Genomic DNA, 22,264 nt, shown 5'->3' with positions numbered 1-22,264 from the left:
CAAATAGATGCCTTAATCCTTTTGGATCAAAGCCCACGTAAGCTTAAGTACATATTTTCACAATATCATCAAAGCTAAAGCTGCTATAAAAAGACTAAACATTTCTTTTCTCATATTCAAAGGGTTCTTTATTCGAATAAATTTTATGGAAAAATCCCAAATACGGGATATCGTCTTCCATACATTTTATTCGATATGACAATTCCTCATCACACTCCGGATCTTCACCATTGTTCTGCATTACCTCAAATGCATCTACGATACTTTCCATGAGTGTCACTTGGATAAATAAGGGCAACGTATCCAACATCGAATTTTCGATGTCGGTCTCGGATTTGTATCCCTCGAGGACTGTTTCAAAATAATCATCCATGAACTTTTTCCGTATACCGGGGTCTGGTTCATTTTGTATCCAGCCAACTCCGTTTGTCCAGAGACCTGCTAGGTCAAACATATACCAACAGAAACATGAATTATCGAAATCATATACGGTTATTTGCCCGTTATCAAAATCTATCGAATAATTTCCATCGTTATAATCAAAATGAACCATTCCGAAAGACTCGCGGTTTCTGTCCAATCCTTTTAAGGTTTTAAGGAGGTCTAACAGCTTCTCCTTCAGAAGAGGTAACGAACCGGGTATCAGTTTCTCGATATATTCAGCATTGTATTTGTCAAAAAAACTATACCGACTATGGACAGGACTATATCCTTTCGATAATTGGTGCAGTTTCCCTAGGACTTTACCGCAATTATAATAATATTCGGTAATTGGAACTCCTTCCCGATACCTATAATTATTTTCCACAAGCATTTTTCCCTTAGCCTTTTGAAACAAGCAGATAAAAAAGGTATGACCATTATGATTTATCTCTTCCAGTAAATTCCCCTTCCGGGAGTTGATTACATTCGAGACACTTCCGCCATGTTCGAATAAATACCTGATATACTCAACTTCACCCAGAAAATCTTCCCGGCTTCTGTCTTTTATGAAGGCGATTCTGAGTATTTTTGAGTCTGTGCCCTCTTTCTCAAAGGTATAAACAACATTACGCCCTCCATTATGTGCCTTGACTGGCTTGATTTCATAACCTTTCAACCCGTACAACTCTGATACTAATGGAAGTAAATATGTATCTCCGATTTTAACAACCTCGTTATAAATCATGTATCTCCTCCTAATTTTATTACCTGGTTAAAAGTATTCTCTATATTCCAACATATCCCTTTTAGTTATTGAAATAATTGTTTGGCAAATAATTGCTTATTGAACTCCTGCCCCTTTACCATAACAAGGATTTTCAAAATCAAATAGCACAATATAAATAGTGAATTATTTTCAATCAAAGAACGATAATAAATATTAACTTGATGTGAGGTGAAGATTCAATGACTTACTACAAAAAAATCGAAAATATTCTAGGAATTGATGTACGTGCACGTGCACGAATCCTTTACCAAGAAAATAGAATTTCTGATCCGTTTAAAAATCCCTTGATCCATAAGCAAATAAATGGACGTGAAATTGTTCCCCTTGATGTGGAAAGATTATGGGGGAATTAATTTTTGCCCAATGGTAAAGGAATAACCTCTAAGGATGGATAACGTGATAAAAGCAAAAAGCAACACAATTAATATTTTTCTACTCTTGTTTGTTACCGCGGTTTTTATATGGTCGATCATTAAGCCAATTGGAGGGTATGCCTTATTGGCTGTAGAGGCAGGTCCTGCCGTTGTCGGGTTATTGATTGTAGTCGTTACATACAATCGGTTTCGACTTACAACCCTGTCTTATATTATTATTGCAGTTCTTGCAATCATGATGTTCATCGGCGGTCATTACACATACTCAAGGGTTCCTCTATTTAATTGGATAAAAGATACTTTTGACTTCAACCGAAATCACTATGATCGCTTTGGTCATTTGTTAAAGGGTTTGTCTGTAATAGTGATAAGGGAACTTTTATTAAGGAAAACACCGTTAATGAAAGGTCCTTGGTTAATTACCATCATTTTAAGTATTTCTCTGGCGATTAGTGCCCTTTATGAAATAATTGAATGGTTATTTTTTTTAATAACCAAGGGTGGAAAAGAATCCAGAAATTTTTTAGGTACACAAGGAAGTATGTGGGATGCACAATGGGATATGACGTTAACATTTATTGGCTCAGTTCTCGCACTTCTATTCCTGTCAAAACTTCATAACAGGCTCCTTAAGAAGGAACAAAACATTAATAATTAAAAATTACGTCTAAAATATAGTGTTGTTTTCGTGAACGTCCAGTACCGATTATGGTTCATCAATATAAAAAAGCGTACTTTGATGTACGCTTTTTACATGGAAGAGAGCAAACTCATTTTTACAAATGTATATTAATAATTCTATCTCCATACCCTAAATGTCAGGAGGTGGTAAAATGACTAACCAACAACAAAATAACAATCAGCAAGAAAATCAGGTGTCTAAAGGGATAAAGGATACTGCGGGTGCCGCTTTCCATGCAGCCCATAGTGCGTTAGAGACAACAGAGAACGCTGCAATGAATGTCGTGGATGCAACAACCGATGCCGTCAACAAAGCGGCGAAGAATGTACGGAATATGGGTTCAAATGAATAGCACTCTCATCGAAAAAAACGCCAATTGGCGTTTTTTCATTTTCTTATTAAACTAAACCGCTGCACCGGTAGTCGAATAAAAAAGGTGCTGCTGCAACCCGCTGTAATCGTTAATTGAAAATGTAGTCACCTATTATGATCGTTGGAGATAAAGTACTTTTTATAAGTTAAACTATGTGATTCAGATACACCATTTGCAAGACAAACGTTAATGTATGTCTCTGGTATGTCCCAAGCATTTTATCCAACTACATTGGTACTACGCTGCTATCCGACTCCCTACACGGAATTTGGGTATCCTTGCTTATTATCGCTTGTAAACAATACTCTTTTAAAAAAAGAAAAGACCGGTAGGGTCTCCCGAGTTGCCGTATCATATCAATGTATTACGTGCCAAGGTCTCTGACTCCAGAGAGGCTTTACCCTTCTTGCCTTTAACGAAAGATAAAATGTAGCTTTCTGCTGTGCGTAAAGCATCAGCCCTCTCGGTTTACTAACATTTTGGAGCTCAATCCCTTCAACCATTTGGCTTTCGGCCCGCTACCTAACTGTCTACGCTTAAAGACTAAAGTTACCTTTAGTCCTCCAAGACACTCTACGAGCGAATGGCTAGTTTTTACTCAACGGGAATCCCACCCGCTATATGATACGACCTAGGCTCGGCCGCACACGCACCCTTAAGTTTAAGTGCAATTGTTCACAAACTTATTAATTAAATAGTTACATCTATTTTTTTTCAATCGCCATACGCAAGTTCGAGATAACTCCAAGAAGCAATACTAACGAACAAACCATTTTTTCAAAAGGTGTTCCAAATAATTGTTGTATAAATCCAAAAGACCAAAGTACAACAAAAAACCAACATATAACGGTTATTCCTCTTTTGTATTTATATAGTTTAATTCTACCAACAATCAACGTAAAAACTACTCCAATAATAGAAATAACGATATTTATAACAGATATTGGTAGCTGTTCAGCAAATGATTCAGACCTTCCACCATTAACCCATGTGAATGGAATACTTTTGCTTATAATAAGTAAGTGGATTAAGATAGTCAAAGAGTAAAAAATAATTCCCATAAATACAGCAGTTTTCATATTAATTTTCCTGAGTTTTTCTAAAATAAAATCACCTCATTTTTTTCCTGTTTCAATTTTATTAATCCAGTAATATACTATTCCTAGTTCTCTTACCATCTGACAGGTAACTGAAAGTTAAATTTCGAAGAGTTATCAAAAATCACCATTATTATTAAACAGAGCAAAAAACATCGGCTAGGTATTTTTGTTGAACTCCCTCAGTTTAATTAGTAATTATGTAGAGGGATAACAGCACTTGATAACTCTTAGTTTATTGCTTTAACAGTTTCCCTCATTAGTAACATGCTCCAATTGCCTTATAATTGCAGCCAGTTGTTTGGTTAGATAAGGTGAAATGTTGCCAATTCCAGCTACTTCTTCTAGTAGCGGAAAGGTGAATCCTCCCCATGGACCTTGTGGATCGAATACTTGCCTGCCTATTCGCAAGCCTGTTTCTTCGATATGGTTATTTAATCGTTGCAACCCTTCTTTTAGTACGCTGACTGGGAGGGGTTTGTTCCTGCGACGGGACCATTCAGCCAAAAAGGACATTCCCCGCAAGATATCATATTCAAAAAACCTTGGAAAACAAGGATTCAGCCAATCCATATTGATGATGTGTCCGTTTTCTTTGGAACATACAAGATTATGTTCTATCAAGTAACGTGCACCTTCATCCAAGAAAACGGCTTCCTGCTCTGTGAATGGTCTGTTCGTATACCACAGAATAGCCTCAAGCGGAGGTAGCGTTGAAACAAGAGAGCTCTTATGAGAATGAGTATAAGCTGTAGGTTCGCAGTTCAGTCCTCCATCAGGCAGCTGATGCTTCAGGAACCATTCTCGAATCCAAGGTAGCTCATTATCCAAATCACAGCCATAGGCCATCAAAATCATATAATATACGGCAAGCTCACAATGGCAACAATCCATCTTCATTCTATCGGCTTCACTTGTTGGATAATCATTTGCGTTTATGACGAAGGTTGGCCAAGTTTGAACCTCAAGCAAATATTTGGCTCTGGCAATAGCTGAAGCAGGAATTCGTTTAACCTCCCCCATTTCATAAAGAGTAGCCATATGCCACCAGGCCCCATTCCATTTTCTACGTCCGTATTTGCAACGTTCAAAATCAAATTCTGGATTAGATTCAAGAAATCGTATAGATACTTCGATTGCATCATGAATACTTTGATTCGTTTTCATCTAAAAATTCCCCTTTTGTTTACTATTACAGTTGGTATCAGCTTTACATTGTATCAATTACATATAAAAGAACTTTAGCACTTACAAATGTGGAATCTATGTTTATAAACAATTGCATGAAAGCCTGCATATCGATTAGGTCTGTACCAAATGAGTTTTCGATTGAACAAAACCATCTGCTTTGTAAATTTTTCTAAAACAAATAGGTTGACCTTATACTCACAGAATATTACGTTGTATGTTTATCGATATTAAGTAGCGTTTGGTGGATAACTAATATGCAGTATCTTTGTAAATTCTCCAATTAAAAACTAATATTCTTCTTCAACCTGCTTCTTTAGTTAAAGAAGTTCTACAAATAATTACGATATATCATTCAAATAGTTGTACGTTTGGTTTCCGCTTAAGAATGTGAACGATCATGGCGTGCAGCTGACCCCGGTGATGGTAAAAATGCGCCTGAGTATCCAGCAGCCACTCGTAACGCGAATGGACTGCCCCAAAGAAGGAAGTGGTTTCTCTCAATAACTCTGTTTCTTCGAGTTCTGCTACACCCTCTCTGAAAAAATTGTAATTGTCTATCAGTGTTGAAGTTATGGACTTCAGATTCGCCTTTGGTTCTGACTCTTCGTAATAACGATCCAGTTCCTCCTCCGATGCCCCCAAACCAATCAGGAAATCTGCTTTGCATATAACTGACATGTGCACGAGCAGTTCACCAATTGACCATTTTTCTTTTGTAGGTTTGATGTTTAGGTCTTCCTCGTTTAACGTATTTATTAGCTTGACAACTGAATCAATTGCCATATCCATCTGATTTATAATTCCTTTACAATACACGTTCATTCTATTTTCCCCTTTTTACTTCGATTTTGGGATACGGACTAAATTCCTTCTTCCACTAACCTTTCCTTTAGCTCAATAAGAAGTTATACAAAAAGGTGCTTTTATCCTCTCAGTTCAAAGCACCCGCAAGCTTAATGTAAATTTATTACTTTGTTAAATCATTTGAAATCCATCTAAATGCATCTACTGTAAAGGTCCTTCACAATCAAATTAAACAAGTCTATCTATAAAACTGCCAAACAATCAACAGGAAGATGAGAATAAGGAACATGACCATTGATAATATATAATAGAACTTTTGTGATTTAGTTAACTCTGTTTTTCGCCCTTTTACCAGCATAAAGACTATCGATACGACACCTAAAGCAGTTAATCCATAATTTATCACAATATGTCCTACAATTTCTGAATAACCCCGTAAACTAACCATAAGCATTCTAGCTACCAATACGAAATTGTTTATGACGATTGCTGTCCCTGTTAAAATTAAAATGCTGTTCCACCTTTGCAGAGGTGATGCAGGATGTTTCTTTCTTCTTCGCCGGATTCCCTGGAAAAGCAAAACAAAAGGCGAAATGATTAAATACACAACACAAAGGATCGCTAAAATTAAATGAATAATCAGAAATGGCGTCGATTTCCCTGTAGATACCGGCAAATAATCTGTAGTAGAGGCGGAAATTTGCGTTACTTTCCCATTTTTCACATGAAAGTATATGGGCCCAATAGTAGAAAATAACGTATGACCTTTTATTTTTTTATATACATAAGGGCTTGTTTGAATATAATTGGCGCTTGATCCCAACACGCCCAGTTGGATTTCCCGATCATTAACAGCGGTAATTTTTAATGAAAGCAATTCATAGTAGAAGTTTAGAAAACCATGATATGTTCTTTGGGCAGGCGTATACGTTCCCTCAAGTTCTCTGGCATCTGGCATGTTTTCATTTGAAACCGCAACAGAGACAGGCTCCTCCCCGACCAATTCATTCGTTAAGCCGTAGCGAATATCCACTTCTCCTGTTTGATTTGTCAGTATAATCACAGCAAAGTTTTCTTCCGGAACAATATGGAGGTTACTAGAGAAAGCCTCAGTATTCCCTCTGTGTGTAAGGCCCCTCTTTTGGCCCGCGTATTCCCAAAATCCGTGGGCATTGCCGGGAATATTTTCATTAGCACTGTAGCTTTGTGTTAAGAATTCATCCAAAGTCTCCTTTTTTTGAAAAAGCGGCGATGACTCCCCTTCCTTCAGCATTAACGCTGATGCAAATTTAGCTAAATCTTCCGCAGTGCCATTTATTGCACCACTCGGATACATTGAGATATATAACGGATTGGATTCATTAAATTGTGACGGCCCCCCCGGTTTATACCCTGTAGCCTTGTTCTCTAAGAGCTTCTTATTGTCACTAAGCTTCGGATGTATTGAAGCATTTTGGCTGCCTATTTTTGAAAAAATATGTTCCGAAGCATATTGATAGAAGTCCTGTCCGGTGAGACGCTCAACTATATATCCTGCAAGAGAGGCACCGAAGTTAGAATACGCTACAACATCACCAGGTTTATACACCTGTACCGGTTCGGCCAGCTTTAATCCTTCTTCTAAGGGCTTGACTTTATCCGGTGATGAATAGCCTACCTCAAAGATATAATCCTCGAATCCAGCAGTATGATGCATCAAGTCTAACATTGTAATAGGAGAATCATATTTCAGCTTTGTCAAAAATCCCTCTGGCAAATAGTTGCGAATATCTTCATTTAAATCGATTTTCCCTTGCTCCACCAGCTGCATGACAGATGTCCAGACAAACAGTTTACTGATTGACCCCCATTCAAACACAGTTTTCTGGGGATCAACAGGGATATTTTTTTCAATATCAGCATCCCCATAACCCTTAGACAATACAATTTGATTATCTTTTAAAATGACAATTGCGGCCCCTATTGTTGTTTTTCCAATATAGTCTTTCATATAATTGTCAACAAAACCTTCCAGGCCAGAGATCGGAATTCCTGAAGGGGTCGTATTTTCCGATTTAGAGATTGTTGCCTTCGCAGCCCATGAAGTTACGGGCCATGAAAAAAAAATAGAAACCAATACTATCAAACTCAAAACAATTGAAACAATCTTTTTTCCCACAAGTCTACGCATACTAATAATCCCCCTAAATCTACTATCTAAATCTCCCCTACCAATGAACCAGCCAGACAAAGTTATTCACAAATTTGAGCAATCTAATTTAGAAAAAATGCATTTTTTCTCCCTTCATCAAGGGAATATGTGAAAATATATTTATCCATTAATGACGACCCAACAATTTTTTGTACATTTGTCCAAGGTTTTCTTTGAAAAGGATTTGATTTTAATACGGTTGCAAAAAATATAAGTTTCAAATTTTATGAAACTTTTCCAGAATATCACAACCAAACAAGTGTTTTCATACTTAGAATCCTCTGAAGAAACTTATAAGAATCCTTCTTTTTTAACTGTGAATCGATAACATGAAAGATCTTTTTAACGTACTTTTGTCACTGACTACCCTTTTTGAGACTTATTGGTCCTTATGGGTAATAGGGCAGCTTATAGTTCTATAATGCTACCTTCATGATCGTACTGAATTGGACAGGAATAGAATCAGCCACCGTATTAAGTTTGTTGTTTTGTCCCAAATTTTAGGACTACATTTCCCCTCTTATGTCCCTTCTCAACATATCTATGAGCTTCAACTATCTCCTCAAACTGAAAGTATCTATCAATGACCACTTTTAACTGACCAGTTTCTACAAGTTCTTTTAGGTATTCCAGTGCTTCTGGAGTTTCAGGTGAATTTTGCCCCAAAATGAATTTCTTGCTGCTTGTCAATTTAGTCCAAAGCATTCGGACATTTGGTAAAACTACAGCAATATTTATATAGGTTCCATCCTTTTTTAGCGATCTCATACAAGTTGAAAACGAACTCTTACCTACTGTGTCAAAGATAACATCGTAACTCTCACCTTTATTTGAAAAGTCTTCCTTCGTGTAATCAATTACCTTGTCGGCTCCAATAGATTTTACCAATTCTATATTCGCGGTACTGCAAACCCCTGTAACGTTTGCTCCGAGATGTTTGGCAATCTGTACAGCATAACTTCCTACACTTCCTGAAGCACCATAGATAAGAACTTTTTGACCACTCTCAATGTTCGCTTTTCTAAGATGAAATAATGCTGCACGTGCCCCAATTGGAATAGCAGCGGCTTCCTCATAAGATATATTAGAAGGTAAAAGAGTTACTGGCCCTTCTTCAGGTAGACACTTATACTCGGCATAAGCACCAAAACCAGCTAGGGATGCTGCAAAAACATGATCACCTTTCTTAAACAGTTTGACAGCTTTTCCTACTGACTCGACTACACCTGCTAATTCCATCCCCAAAATTTCTTTTTTCGGTTTTCTAAAACCTAATGCGATTCGAGCAGGTAGCCAAAATCCTGGCGGAACTACAAAAGCACGTGTTCGAATATCTGCTACTGAAACTGTTGTAGCCTTTACCTTAACAAGTATTTCATTTTCTTTAGGAACAGGTTTTTCAACTTCTTTTAGTTGAAGAACCTCGGGGGGACCATATTTTGTGTACACAATTACTTTCATCATTGTTCCTCCAATTCGTGATTTTTCATTAGTTTCATGCGAATGAATTGAAAAATTGAAAACAACTCACTCTTTAGTAGCTTCCTTCAGTTTTTTTACTGATAGGAAGAATCGGTTGATGTCGTGCGAGCTCGAGGGCTGATCTCTTGCGGATTGCCCATTCGGCAACGATGAGGTTAATTACCCATCCAGCACCCATCAATAGGGCTTCACTGAGCTCACTTGGCGGGCCAGCAATTATTTCCCCAGCCAATAGTGTAAACATCTGTGTACCCGCACCAAGCCCGATCGCATAGCCACGTATCATCCATGCGCCGTGCTGAACCACCTGCCCTCGCCGGATTGCGGCAAAGCCGAGAAGGATAGACACGACCATGGCCGACCCATACATGAGCCGGAAAATATAAAGCAGCAGCTCACCAGTACCGTCCACACGGGGATAGAACAGGGTCATCCCCAGTCCTGAAATCCCAACCATTAGTCCGCATAAAACCAAGAGCAAACCAGTAGCGCGATGCCAACCAGTCCTACGTCGCCTGAAAACAGTTGCGAATTGGAATGCACCCAATATCGCATACACGATGGAGCACAAGATATGCAGCACTACCGGTAAAGTCACCGCAAAGAACCGTTCGTTGGTCAGCGTTATTTCAGCTCCACTAGCCAGCACTGATAGGCGGACTACTCCAGCAGCGAGCGGAGGTGCGCTCAGAAAGAGGAGTGCAGCGACGAGCCACTTTGCCGAAACTTCTTTTGCAGGTGCTTTTATTTTCTGAGATGTAGGTTTCCCTAGCTCATTGCGCTCAGGCACATTGGGGGCTTGATCTTTATCGTAGACACTCACTATTAAATTCAACTCCTTGAAAGAATTTGCGTGGTGCTTTGTTTAAGATAACGGGTTACATTGTTTATTGATAGAGTGCTATCTAGAAGCAATGAGCAGCGGTATAGCCACTTGTTCAATTCTTCCACTTTCCAACGAACTTAATCTAACTTCTGTTTGGCGTGACTGGATGGAAGCCTAGACTTTCTTTCGCTTTTCAAACAGGAGCGCATATCCTAGAAAAATTAGAGCCAGTCCCATCGGTACCGCCAATATCCGATCAAGCGGGTGTCCGAGTAACGATGCTGCCAATGGCGCTAAGGCCCCGAAGGCAAGCACGCCAGCCGCCCATCGAGGCAGGATGCCGGCGCGGAGTGTAGCAATACTAAACAGTAGGCCGCCAAGAATATACAGTAAAGCTCCTAACCGCCCAAATGCTGGGAGGAATCCAAGGTTAACCTCGCTTGCGTACCCACTGAAAATCCCCAAGAAGCCCTCCACAAACTTTGGTACGTCTGCTGCCACCACAGGTAAGATAAAGGCTTCGGCGAATGTAAAGACTGTCGTGGCTATCCAAAAAAGACTAAACAGGAATAAGCCAATTAAACCAATCCAACCTGCTTCACTCACTTGTCTTGCGTAGATTCCCAGAGTACCGATAAGAGCCAAGAGGGCCATGGCGATGGTTAAGTAGGATGCCATTGCCCCAGCCCCCGTAATCACTGATGAAAGATTGTCAGGTGGATGGATCAGCTGAATGCCAATATAAAGGATACCTGCCCCCATAGCTGATAAGCCTGACCAACGGATAAGATTCGCTGATGTAACCTTCATTTTGTTCTCCAACCTGGCCTCGAAGCCCTGGTTGGTGTAATTATGCTTGTTCCCTTCAATGATTGATGTCCTGGGATCTGTATTCATCTGTTTCTCTCCTTTTTTTTATCAATTTGTTTTGCCTGAATTGCCATCTGACCCGATCGCCTTATTGGAATCCATTTGATTGATTGAAATTAATGACAGGCCAAGATCACGCAATTTCCTCAACAAGCCATGTAATTCGGATTGATCGGCCAACGGTCCAGAGAGAACGGTTGTTCCATCAGTTTTGTGGGTAAAGCTCATGCCTTCAAACTTGTGAGACCACCGGGAATCGAGGTGTCCCTTGAGGCGAATTTCGTACATTCCAGGCTCTCGATCTTGCGATAATTCGCGTGTTTCACTCATTTCAATCCTCCTTCATTTCATTTCTGTCGATGTATCCATTACTTTCCTAACCAAAAGATACATGTTGATGTGGTGAGAAAGCATCACTACATGTGGTGATTTATGTGGTGATTATTCACTAGGAGGCTGTTAGAAAAGAAAAAAGCCCTCTCACGTGATTCCGTGATAGGGCCAGGGGGCAATAATTGAGCTTACTAGAATAATTTGAGTTCCTCAGCGCGGCGGACTGCCGCCCGCCTATTATTCACCTCAAGCTTGCTATATATGTTCTTAGTGTGGGTTCGTAAAGTATTGAGAGACACTATGAGTTCACGGGCAATCTCTGGACCACTCAGGTCGGTTCTGAGTAGCCTAAGTACTTCACGTTCACGTTCACTCAGTGGTTCATTCATAACCTGTTCGGTAGGGGTTTTACTCTCATCCACGCCAAAGGTTGTTAGGAGGCTACGGACATAGTTCAGAGCGATCCCATGTTTCGCCGCAGCTTCCAGCAGTGCGGCCATCGGTTTACCTTCATCCAAAAAGATGCGAACGTAGCCCTCTGGCTCGGCAAGAGTTAGTACCCGTTCAAGAGGTAAAAGCGCTGCAGGAAGATTGCCTTGATAATGCAGCGTAAGTGCCTGCAAAATAAGGATTTCAATGGCGCTCCCCATCCTCCCTCCCTCTTCCGCTGCTTGGAGGAGGCGTTCCAAGAGTCCTTTGGCCTGAAGTATGGAAGGCTCTTGCCTGTCGTTCTTATATTTTGCCAAGAGCACTCTAACCAAAGTGATATGCTCGAATTCACGTAGGTAGTAAAGGTCATCCTCGACGGACAGACCCTGTTCCTTTACCCAGTCAAGGGCTTCATCCAACCTCCCTTGCGAAACCCACATCCGTGCCTTCAACGCTGCTACAGGACGCACATTTGGGAAAAAATCACTCATATACAGGTTCTCTGCCTTATGAAGCAGATCGAGCGCATCGTCCAGATCTCCTTGTGCTTCCCGTATTCGAGACATTGCGATGTGCCAGCGAAACCCGTTTTGCTGGAACCCAGTCTGCTCGCCCTGCTCCTTACTTTTAAGTAGATACTGCGTAGCTTCATGTAAATCGTTATGCTCATAGTAGAGCTCACTCATTCCCACGTACATGTCTGCCATTCCCCGAAGTACGGGATTGCCCTGTTTCATAGCGAGTTGCAAGCCCTGCTCATAGATCCGCATCGCCTGACGGGGTCTACCTTGTGCGATCCGTATATCAGCCAGAGCGATTGTGCCCCCGATAACGTCAGAGATGTTTCCGCTCTGCTGTACTCTTACCATCCCACCAGCAAACATCCGGTACGCTGTTTCGAGATCCCCTTTCGTCCAAGAGGTGAGTCCCAGGATCGCAGTTGCCGCACCACGTCGAAGTTGGTCATCCTCCGGTACTAGGTCGAGCACCTGTTGGGCATATTTTATAGCGCCGGTTATATCACCCAACACCTGAGCAAGTCCTGCACGCAGCACGGCAATTGTAGCTGGCAGACCACGAAATTCATCTTCGTCCATGAAGACCACCTCTGCCAATAGGGCTTCCCTTCCCTCAAGGATGTCCGTTGTCGTTTCCAACCAGAGTTCTGCAGAATTCAGTCGGCCCTCAACGGCCTCTAACTCACCACAAGCCAGTAACGCCCACGCATATGCAACACTGAGTACAGGCCTGAAGCGGAACAGATCTTCGGGTAATGCCTTCATCCAGCTTCGCACCGTTCCAATCTGTTTACTCCTACGCATTTCTGGCCATGCTAGCTCAACTAGGTTCGCCGCCCGAGCGAAATCCTCAGCGGCAAGTGCGTGGCGGATTGCATCGGCTACCGAGCCATGTTGCTCATACCACGAACTTGCGCGCCGATGCAGCGTAGCTACTATACCAGGCTGCTCCTCTCTCAAATGTGCAATGAGAACTTCGGCAAAGAGATGATGATAGCGATACCAGTGACGACTGTCATCCAGAGGAACGACAAAAAAATTACCTCTTAGCAGAGTCTCCAACATTGTGTTACCTTCTTTTTGCCCAGTGACGGCATCGCACAAAGGACCATTTAACCGGTTGAGAATGGAGGTCTGTAGTAAAAAGCTCCGAACATGATTAGGCTGCCGTTGTAGAACCTCTTCGACTAGATAGTCCAATATATACCGATTGTCTCCAGCGAATGCCCGTATGAATGCTGGTATGTCCTTGCGCCCCTGCATCGAGAGTGCTGCCAATTGAAGACCAGTAATCCAGCCTTCTGTACGGGTTTCCAGCGCCGTAATTTCGTCGGTTGAAAGTTTTAGGTCCATCAACTGATTGAGGAACGTGGCCGCTTCATTGGGAGTAAAGCGTAAATCGGTTGCACGCAACTCGGTCAAGTGACCCCGGGCACGTAACCGGCCTAGGTGAAACTGCGGATCTTCACGGGTAGTGATGACCAGGTGCATCTGTGGCGGGAGATGCTCAAGTAGGAAGTTTAGGCAATCATCTATTCGTTTGGAATCAATAACATGATAGTCGTCAAGAACTAGCACAAATTTGTACGGGATGGTTGTGATTTCATTAAGCAGTGCCGTCAGAATCGATTCCGTTGGCGGTTGCTGTGTCGAGTTGAGCGAACTAACTACGCTCTCTCCAATATTCTCCGCAATCGACTGCAATGCAGCGACAATGTGAGTTAAGAAGCGCGTAGAGTCTTCATCGCTTTCGTCAAGCGACAGCCAAGCAACAGTTCGCTCACAACCGGTGACCCATTGACTGACCAGCGTAGTCTTGCCAAAGCCAGCGGAGGCAGAGATGAGGGTCAGCTTGCGGCCCAGACCCTCATTCAATCGCTCGATCAGGCGCGGTCTGAGGATAACATTAGTCCGTGGCATAGGGATATACAGTTTAGTGGATAAAATTGGTACATTCATAGATTAATAATAACACGAAAATCGGCTCCCGCAACATATTGCAAAATAATTGATTGACCTATCCTATGAATCCACAAAAATCCTTATGTATGGCATATAACACCACTCGGCCATTGACTGTTTAGTTTCGTTTGAATACGGATATTGTTAGAATAAGTAATGTATTCTTCGATGATTTGTAGAACATATTAATTCGTTATATAGAGGGCTTTTTTGTTCACTCGATTTTGCTGGGATAAACCACCCGGTTACTTGATCCTTACCACTTTTAAAACTTACATTCTCATAAGGCAAATCTGGTGTGATATCCACTGGATATTTTTTAGGAGTTTGGCTTTTTGTAGTGAGTTTCCAAACAATTGCAACTAACGAAACTATAAAAATGAAACCAGCCAAAAAAAATATAAGCATATAATTCCCTCCTTAGTTACTTCAGTATTTTGAAAAAACAAACCAAATAGTCTTTTTTTAACGGGTATCCGAATGAAACCGTAGGTTCAACCTGCCAAAAGGACGGCTGTAAGAAAAACGATTTGAAGTAAAGTTCGGGGAATCAGCTTAGGTACAGGCCGCCCTCCAATCGTTAATTTTTCTCTGGCCGCCCGTATATTTGCCGGAAACATTACTAACAGCAACACCGCCAATCCTAAAGACGCTACCTTGGAGGTAGGCTGAAACATTATACCGATAGCTCCTGCAATTTCAAATAGTCCTGTAGCTGTAACTATCCAATCCGGTCTAGGAAAAGCCGGCGGAACCATACTAATTAAATCATTGCGCCTTGTCCCCCAATGAGCTGATGCGGTAAGCAGCAGCATCAAGGCTACTGCTCCTTGAAGCGAGGTATGCCAACCTTCGAAATAGGGTACTCCAATTAAGCCAATAGCCTTGAACAGAAGAAAAGCGGCGAAAAGCACATAAAATGGTACCATCTCAATCCCTCCCTTTTAGAAACCTTTCATTACCATTAGGTATAAAATGACGAGCGGCAATAGCGTAGCGGCGATGCCGAAGACGGCCCACCAGCGAGAAGAATCCTGATAGTCCTTGGAGATAGTGCCGCTTTCAATCGAATCCGCACTGTATCGTATCATTTTAAGCTGCATCGGTATAAGAATAACGGCCCATATGATCCCGGTTATGGCAAATAATATGAGCGACAACATAAGCCAGTTAAACCCGGACATTGGCATTCCAGCACGTGCAGCCATTATACTGCCCGAAACGATGATAAGGACAAGACCCGGGATTGTAAAAATATAATCAGCCAGCATGACGTTTTTAACTGCACTATGAATTTCAACCGGATTTTTCTTCAAATCCGCCCTTATCTTCCAAAAGGCTGCTGTAATGATATTTCCAACGAATAATACCACTCCAATCAGATGCAACGTTAACCACAAGCTCATACTATCATCCCTTCTGCTCCCTTTACCGGGATTTTAAAATATCGATAATAAACGACGAGAATTCTTGGGCCCTAAAAACAGAAGTAACGGATGGAATCGTGGATTGGACACGCAAACCGATTGTTAGAAGAACGAACATTTCAGCTGTTTTTCCTACATCGACCAAATCTGAAATAACACCATGCTTTTGACCGGTCTCAATCCACTGTCTGGATAAGAATACAGCTCGTTCATAATACTGTTTGAGTGCTTCCGCAATAACCGGCTGGTCCTCCTTTCCAAGTAAATACATCAGCGCTTTGTTCGTCACGTCTGCATTTGCATAAGCCGAAATACTTTCAAATATCTTTTGATATGGCTCATCAAATGATCGGCGTCCTTGCTCCACTTCGTTCATAAAAAGTTGGTTCGTCTCTTCCAAGCGCTCCTGCAATACCCACACAAAAAGTTCGTCTTTGCTCTTCACATAGTGGAAAATAGCCCCCTTAGACAAACCCGATCTGTTCATGATGTCCTTCATCGTAATTGAATGGCATCCTTTTTCCAGTATTAGCTCTTTAGTCGTTTCAAGCAGAAGCCTAGTTGCTTGCATTCTCCGTTCATCTTGTTTCAATATCAACCCTCCGGAGTAGTAAAATCAGTTTTATTTTGAATACATTCACATTAACATACCGACCATCGGTTTGTAAATTATGCGTATTGCTTCTAGTTGTAAAACAATTTCCCCTGTACCACTTTTCCAATATAGATTTTGAAGGTATCTACCCAATACCACTTGAGGGAAACCTGGTCAGGAAGAAATTTTCTTACCTCTTCTGGTGTTAAAAGTTAACAAGATATTTTTAAAACAGTATTTTCACAATATAAAAAGGCTACCATTTGGAAGCCCATTATTACACAAAATATTTAAATATTTTGTTCATCTAACCTCCCCGTTTGTTTGGTAAGGAAACTAACAAAGAGGGAGTTGATCCTGCTTTTTAACATACCTTCCCCTTTTTACTTAGATTTTGGGCTACGGACTAAATTCCTTCTTCCACTAACCTCGTTAGCTTAATAAACAATTCAAAAAAGTGCCTATTCCTTCTTGGATCAACGTACCATTAGTTTAATTGCAAAAAAGCTGCTAAATTACAGACATAAGTGCCTAACACAAGTTATCCGTTATAACTAAATAAAAGCATAATTTTATAAGTTGTGCCCCCCTTAACTACGGCTCTTACAAATCATTGATTCGTTATAACTATCTTTTATTCAGGAGGAAAAACTCTTCGCTTATTATGGAATACATTTTTAAATCTTGATGTTTTCCTTTGACGTACAGCCCTTTTCTAATGACTCCTTCAAAGGACATCTTTGCCTTTTCCATTACGCGTGCCGAACCGATATTTTCTAAGTAGCATTTTGCTTGAATACGAACCAAGTTCATATTGTTAAAGCCGAACTTTATTACTTCACTTGCGGCTTCTGTGGCGATTCCCTTTCCCCAATAATCCTGAGATAGAGCATATCCGATTTCAGCAACTTTATGTTGTGTATCCCACGTGACAAATTCAATCGTACCAATTAATTTTCTGTTTTCTTTATATTCTATTCCCCAATGAACAAGTTCCTTATTTTCCCATTGATTTATTACCCGTTCAATAGTCTCTTGTGTTTCCGCTAAAGAACTGTGAGCGTTCCAAGAAGCGTACTTTGGCACTTCCTCATTGGAACAGTATGAATACATATCTTCTACGTCATTTAAAGTTATCTTTCTAAGTTTTAGCCTTGCGGTTTCTAAGTTCGGAAAATCGCTAAATATTTTATCAATCATCAAAAACCATCCTCCGATTTGTACAGTATTTCTCTTCAAAAGGTACTAATTACTTCTTTCACTAAACTGCCCCTCGTACAATAAGATAAAAGAGTGGCCTAACCAGCCCATGTTCATTAACTAAAGTATCTTTAGTTTAAGTAAACATTTAAAAAAAATAAATTAGTTGTGTGGAGAAAGATAAAAAGTATTTATGATTAATCATCTTAATTGTTTTCAAATCAAAGTGATTTCAGTAATTTCCTTTATTGTGTAGTTTCAGGACTTTTATATAATTCCAAAGTTTTAATCTTTATTTTAAAACTTCTTAAATACTAATACAGAGTTATGACCTCCAAAACCAAAACCATTTGAAAGGGCATATTTTATCTGACAATCCACTGAGTGGTTTGGTACATAATCTAAATCACATTCTTCATCGAAATGTTCATAATTAATTGTAGGAGGTGCAATATTTTCCAAGATACTTTTTATAGTAATGATTGCTTCCACCCCACCAGCAGCACCAAATAGATGACCTGTCATTGATTTTGTCGAACTAACCTTTAGAGTATATGCATGGTCACCGAATACACTTTTTATTGCTTTCGTTTCCGATTTATCACCTTCTGGAGTGCTGGTTCCATGAGCATTTATATAATCAACATCATCAGGATAAATTTCAGCCATTTCTATTGCGAGATTCATTGCTCTAAATGCACCCTGAAAATCTGGTGAAGTAATATGATAAGCATCAGTTGTGGACCCATATCCGATAATTTCTCCAAGAATAGTTGCCCCTCTATTTTTTGCATGCTCATATTCTTCAAGCAGTAAAATTCCAGCTCCTTCAGACATTACGAAACCATCACGATTTTTGTCAAAAGGTCTACTAGCCGCTGTTGGAAAATCATTATTTGTTGACATCGCTTGCATTCTAGAAAAACCTGAATAGGCTAATGGATTAATTGGTGCTTCTGCCCCACCTGCTAAAATGGCATCTGAATAACCGTGACGTATGTTTAAAAACGCCTCTCCAATTGCATGATTTCCAGTTGCACATGCAGAAACAGGAGCAAAACTAGTTCCTTTGAATCCTGTTTTTATTGAAATGATTCCAACCGCCATATTACTAATCATCATAGGTACCATAAAAGGAGAAACTTTTCTTGGTCCTTTTTCTAGAAGTGTTTTATGATTCTCTAGTACTGTGTCTATACCACCAATTCCCGAACCAATGAAAACTCCACATCGATTCGCATCGAAATCTCCAATTGTTAATTTTGATTGATCCAATGCTTGTTTTGATGCGGCATATGCATATTGAACAAATTTGTCATACTTTCCTAACTCTTTTTTATCAAAATAATTATCAGGAAAAAATCCTTCGACATAACCACCTATTTTAGTACTTATACCTTCATAACTCTCAAATTCAACCTTTTTAATTCCTGATTTCGAAGCCTTTATATTATTCCATAAAGTTTCTACATCACTACCTAAACATGAAACGGCACCATACCCAGTTATCACAACTCTACGAGTCATTGAAATCCTCCTAAAATAAAGCTAAAGATTATCTGTTCTTTGCATTTCTCTCTTTTAAAGTCATACAAGTAGAACTTGCTTTAGAAACCAATGACATATCTTCATCATAAATTGAACATTCAATTAGACCGATGGTATTTCCTTTTTTCACTACAACAGCATGGGCTTTTATGGTTGTCTTCCATATAGGTTTTAAGTAGTTGATTTTCAATTCGACTGTTGTGAAAGTTTCATGTTCATTCAACAATGTAGCATATGCAACTCCCATTGCTGCATCTGCCAAATCACATAGAATACCTCCATGTACAGTTCCCATCGGATTGAAATGAGCTTCCTCTGTTGTTAATTTAAATACGGCCTCTCCATTCTTAACTTCTACTGGTTCAAATCCAATTAACTTTGCCACAGGAGGGACTGAAATTTCCATATTGGCATTTAGTTTAATCTTGTTCTCCATCATCCATCTCCCTTTACTAAACTGTGCATTCTATGTTTCAAGTACAACCTTAAACACCCACTACTGGAGAAATGCCAGAAACCCAAGCGGCAACGTTATTACAAATAGTCCTGCTTTTTTTAATCCAATATAAATCGGTTTGCATAAAAGGCGTTAATACACCATTAGCCATTTGCTAAGCCAGTATTCGATAAAACATTAGAATCCCACTATTAGCTGAGCCTACATATCTCTTCTTTCGAAATTCTGCATAAGAAACCAATCGGTCTCTTATTTTTAAAAAAATATAAACAAAAGAATTGGAAAAGATTGCTTTTATCTGAATGATTACCATGTCTAAAAATCGCTTATCCTTATAGAATCTGCTGAGAGACAATGTTCCTTCCATGGAAGTAAGAATAAACACTGCCATCTGTTCAGTTTCAACATGTTTGTCATTTTCATTTTGACTCATTCCAAACTCGCAATCCATTGTAAAATGTTACACTTCAACTAACAATGCAGGTTAGTTGAAGTGTGTTGTTTAAAATGTATTCTACAATCGGGAAAGATTGTATTTAAATGATATAGGCTAGATTAGGGGAATTTTTTAGATTCGACTATGCAAGCACTTATATTATCGTTATCAATAACTCCGTACACGATTCTGTAAAGATCCTTCACAACAAAATAAAAAGTCTATCTATAAAATTGCCAAACAATCAACAGGAAGATGAGAATAAGGAACATGACCATTGATAATTTATAATAGAATTTTTGGGATTTTGTTAACTCTGTTTTTCGTCCTTTTACCAGCATAAAGACTATCGATACGACACCTAAAGCAGTTAATCCATAATTTATGATAATATGTCCTACAATTTCCGAATAACCCCGTAAACTAACCATAAGCATTCTAGCTACCAAAACGAAATTGTTTATGACAATTGCTGTCCCTGTTAAAATTAATATGCTGTTCCACCTTTGCAGAGGTGAAGCAGGATGTTTCTTTCTTCTTCTCCGGATTCCCTGGAAAAGCAAAACAAAAGGCGAAATGATAAAATACACAACACAAAGGATCGCTAAAATTAAATGAATGATCAGAAATGGCGTGGATTTCCCTGTAGATACCGGCAAATAATCTGAAGTGGAGGCAGAAATTTGCGTTACTTTCCCATTTTTCACATGAAAGTATATCGGCCCAATAGTAGAAAACAACGTATCACCTTTTAATTTTTTAAACACATAAGGACTTGTTTGAATATAATTAGCACTTGAACCCAACACATCCATTTGGATTTCCCGATCATTAACAGCGGTAATTTTTAATGAAAGCAATTCATAATAGAAGTTTAGAAAACCATTATACGTTCTTTGTGCAGGCGTATACGTTCCCTCAAGTTCTGAAGCATCTGGCATGTTTTCATTTGAAGCCGCAACAGTGACTGGCTCCTCCCCGACCAATTCCTTCGTTAATCCGTAGCGAATATCCACTTCTCCTGTTTGATTTGTCAGTATAATGACAGCAAAGTTTTCTTCCGGAACAATATGGAAGTTACTGGAGAAAGCCTCTGTATTTCCTCTGTGTGTAAGACCCCTCTTTTGACCCTCATATTCCCAAAATCCATGGGCATTGCCGGGGATGTTATCATTAGCAGTGTAGCTTCTTGTTAAAAATTCATCCAATGTTTCCTTTTTTTGAAAAAGCGGCGATGACTCATCTTCTTTCGGCATTAACGCCGATGCAAATTTAGCTAAATCTTCCGCAGTACCATTTATTGCTCCACTCGGATACATTGATATATATAACGCATTGGATTCAGTAAATTGTGATTTCCCTGTCGGTTTATACCCTGTAGCCTTGTTCTCTAAGAGCTTCTTATTGTCACTAAGCTTTGGATGTATCGAGGCATTTTGGCTACCTATTTTTGAAAAAATATGTTCCGAAGCATATTGATAAAACTCCTGTCCGGTAACACGCTCAACTATATACGCTGCAAGAGAGGCACTGAAGTTAGAATACGCTACTACCTCACCAGGTTTATACACCTGTACCGGTTCGGCCAGCTTTAATCCTTCTTCTAAGGACTTTACCTTATCCGGTGATGAATAGCCTACCTCAAAGATATAATCCTCGAATCCAGCAGTATGATGCATTAAGTCTAACATGGTGATAGGAGAATCATATTTCAATTTTGTCAAAAATCCCTCTGGCAAATAGTTGCGAATATCTTCATTTAAGTCGATTTTTCCTTGCTCCACCAGTTGCATGACAGTTGTCCAGACAAACAGTTTACTGATTGAACCCCATTCAAACACAGTTTTCTGGGGATCAACAGGGATATTTTTTACAATATCAGCATCTCCATAACCCTTAGACAAAACAATTTGATTATCTTTCAAAATGACAATTGCGGCCCCTACTGTTGTTTTTCCAATATAGTCTTTCATATAATTGTCCACAAAACCTTCCAGGTCAGATATCGGAATTCCTGAAGGGGTCTTTTTTTCCGGTGCCTCCGCAGCCACTGAAGTTACGGACCATGATAAAAAAATAGGAACCAATACTATCATACTGAAAACAATAGAAACAATCTTTTTTCTCACAAGTCTACGCAAGCTAATAATCCCCCTAAATGTCTTTTGTCGACAATCTGAAACAGGTAAGAATGTCTTGTCTTACGAAAATTGTATACTTGTTGCACGGATAGCAGCGACATAGCCTCCTGGACCTGCA

21 protein-coding genes are annotated in these 22,264 nt (G+C 39.8%); 3 read left to right on the top strand and 18 right to left on the bottom strand.

Features of this window, described 5'->3' with window-relative positions:
- Positions 1-94: 94 nt before the first annotated feature.
- Positions 95-1,168 carry a phosphotransferase enzyme family protein gene (locus RB160_RS03965; protein ID WP_316568901.1) on the bottom strand — a complete coding sequence of 358 codons (1,074 nt, stop codon included), beginning with the start codon at positions 1,166-1,168 and terminating at the stop codon, positions 95-97.
- A gap of 221 nt (positions 1,169-1,389) precedes the next feature.
- On the opposite strand from RB160_RS03965, the gene RB160_RS03960 reads away from it, so the two are divergent.
- From RB160_RS03960 to RB160_RS03950, 3 genes are all read left to right on the top strand, one after another.
- Positions 1,390-1,563: a hypothetical protein gene (locus RB160_RS03960; RefSeq protein ID WP_316568900.1), complete on the top strand. Its 174-nt coding sequence runs from the start codon at positions 1,390-1,392 to the stop codon at positions 1,561-1,563.
- 34 nt (positions 1,564-1,597) lie between these two features.
- Positions 1,598-2,242: a DUF2238 domain-containing protein gene (locus RB160_RS03955; RefSeq protein ID WP_316568899.1), complete on the top strand. Its 645-nt coding sequence runs from the start codon at positions 1,598-1,600 to the stop codon at positions 2,240-2,242.
- A 175-nt stretch (positions 2,243-2,417) separates the two neighbouring features.
- Entirely contained in the window at positions 2,418-2,618 is a 201-nt protein-coding gene (locus tag RB160_RS03950) for a hypothetical protein (RefSeq protein WP_316568898.1), read from the top strand.
- A gap of 725 nt (positions 2,619-3,343) precedes the next feature.
- Here the strand turns inward: RB160_RS03950 and RB160_RS03945 are convergent.
- The 17 genes from RB160_RS03945 to RB160_RS03865 all read right to left on the bottom strand — a co-directional run bounded on the left by RB160_RS03945 (position 3,344) and on the right by RB160_RS03865 (position 22,146).
- Positions 3,344-3,718 (bottom strand): hypothetical protein, encoded by a 375-nt coding sequence (locus tag RB160_RS03945; protein WP_316568897.1) that lies wholly within the window; start codon positions 3,716-3,718, stop codon positions 3,344-3,346.
- 261 nt (positions 3,719-3,979) lie between these two features.
- On the bottom strand, positions 3,980-4,903 hold the full coding sequence (locus RB160_RS03940) for a hypothetical protein (protein ID WP_316568896.1): 924 nt from the start codon (positions 4,901-4,903) through the stop codon (positions 3,980-3,982).
- A gap of 372 nt (positions 4,904-5,275) precedes the next feature.
- Positions 5,276-5,749, bottom strand: coding sequence for a DinB family protein (locus RB160_RS03935; RefSeq protein WP_316568895.1), 474 nt, complete (start codon positions 5,747-5,749; stop codon positions 5,276-5,278).
- A gap of 220 nt (positions 5,750-5,969) precedes the next feature.
- Complete coding sequence (locus RB160_RS03930; protein ID WP_316568894.1) at positions 5,970-7,901, bottom strand: serine hydrolase domain-containing protein; 1,932 nt, start codon at positions 7,899-7,901, stop codon at positions 5,970-5,972.
- 495 nt (positions 7,902-8,396) lie between these two features.
- Complete coding sequence (locus RB160_RS03925; protein WP_316569054.1) at positions 8,397-9,383, bottom strand: NAD(P)-dependent alcohol dehydrogenase; 987 nt, start codon at positions 9,381-9,383, stop codon at positions 8,397-8,399.
- A 73-nt stretch (positions 9,384-9,456) separates the two neighbouring features.
- Complete coding sequence (locus RB160_RS03920) at positions 9,457-9,987, bottom strand: DUF2306 domain-containing protein (RefSeq protein WP_316568893.1); 531 nt, start codon at positions 9,985-9,987, stop codon at positions 9,457-9,459.
- A gap of 417 nt (positions 9,988-10,404) precedes the next feature.
- A complete protein-coding gene (locus RB160_RS03915) occupies positions 10,405-11,127 on the bottom strand; it encodes a hypothetical protein (RefSeq protein WP_316568892.1) in 723 nt (240 codons plus the stop codon).
- Positions 11,128-11,148: 21 nt separating this feature from the next.
- Positions 11,149-11,430: a hypothetical protein gene (locus RB160_RS03910; protein WP_316568891.1), complete on the bottom strand. Its 282-nt coding sequence runs from the start codon at positions 11,428-11,430 to the stop codon at positions 11,149-11,151.
- A 194-nt stretch (positions 11,431-11,624) separates the two neighbouring features.
- Positions 11,625-14,300 carry a winged helix-turn-helix domain-containing protein gene (locus RB160_RS03905; RefSeq protein ID WP_316568890.1) on the bottom strand — a complete coding sequence of 892 codons (2,676 nt, stop codon included), beginning with the start codon at positions 14,298-14,300 and terminating at the stop codon, positions 11,625-11,627.
- Between the two features lie 186 nt (positions 14,301-14,486).
- On the bottom strand, positions 14,487-14,750 hold the full coding sequence (locus tag RB160_RS03900) for a hypothetical protein (RefSeq protein WP_316568889.1): 264 nt from the start codon (positions 14,748-14,750) through the stop codon (positions 14,487-14,489).
- Positions 14,751-14,836: 86 nt separating this feature from the next.
- Entirely contained in the window at positions 14,837-15,271 is a 435-nt protein-coding gene (locus RB160_RS03895) for a DoxX family protein (protein WP_316568888.1), read from the bottom strand.
- A 15-nt stretch (positions 15,272-15,286) separates the two neighbouring features.
- Positions 15,287-15,748, bottom strand: coding sequence for a DUF2269 domain-containing protein (locus tag RB160_RS03890; RefSeq protein ID WP_316568887.1), 462 nt, complete (start codon positions 15,746-15,748; stop codon positions 15,287-15,289).
- A gap of 22 nt (positions 15,749-15,770) precedes the next feature.
- Entirely contained in the window at positions 15,771-16,361 is a 591-nt protein-coding gene (locus RB160_RS03885) for a TetR/AcrR family transcriptional regulator (protein WP_316568886.1), read from the bottom strand.
- A 630-nt stretch (positions 16,362-16,991) separates the two neighbouring features.
- A complete protein-coding gene (locus tag RB160_RS03880; protein ID WP_316569053.1) occupies positions 16,992-17,564 on the bottom strand; it encodes a GNAT family N-acetyltransferase in 573 nt (190 codons plus the stop codon).
- 297 nt (positions 17,565-17,861) lie between these two features.
- Positions 17,862-19,091 (bottom strand): beta-ketoacyl-ACP synthase II, encoded by a 1,230-nt coding sequence (fabF, locus tag RB160_RS03875; protein WP_316568885.1) that lies wholly within the window; start codon positions 19,089-19,091, stop codon positions 17,862-17,864.
- A gap of 28 nt (positions 19,092-19,119) precedes the next feature.
- On the bottom strand, positions 19,120-19,551 hold the full coding sequence (locus tag RB160_RS03870; RefSeq protein ID WP_316568884.1) for a PaaI family thioesterase: 432 nt from the start codon (positions 19,549-19,551) through the stop codon (positions 19,120-19,122).
- Between the two features lie 675 nt (positions 19,552-20,226).
- Positions 20,227-22,146 (bottom strand): serine hydrolase domain-containing protein, encoded by a 1,920-nt coding sequence (locus tag RB160_RS03865; RefSeq protein WP_316568883.1) that lies wholly within the window; start codon positions 22,144-22,146, stop codon positions 20,227-20,229.
- Positions 22,147-22,264: the final 118 nt, after the last annotated feature.

It is taken from the genome of Neobacillus sp. YIM B06451, assembly GCF_032667185.1.
Lineage (GTDB): Bacteria > Bacillota > Bacilli > Bacillales > Cytobacillaceae > Bacillus_D.
This window is presented reverse-complemented; position numbering and strand designations above follow the sequence as displayed.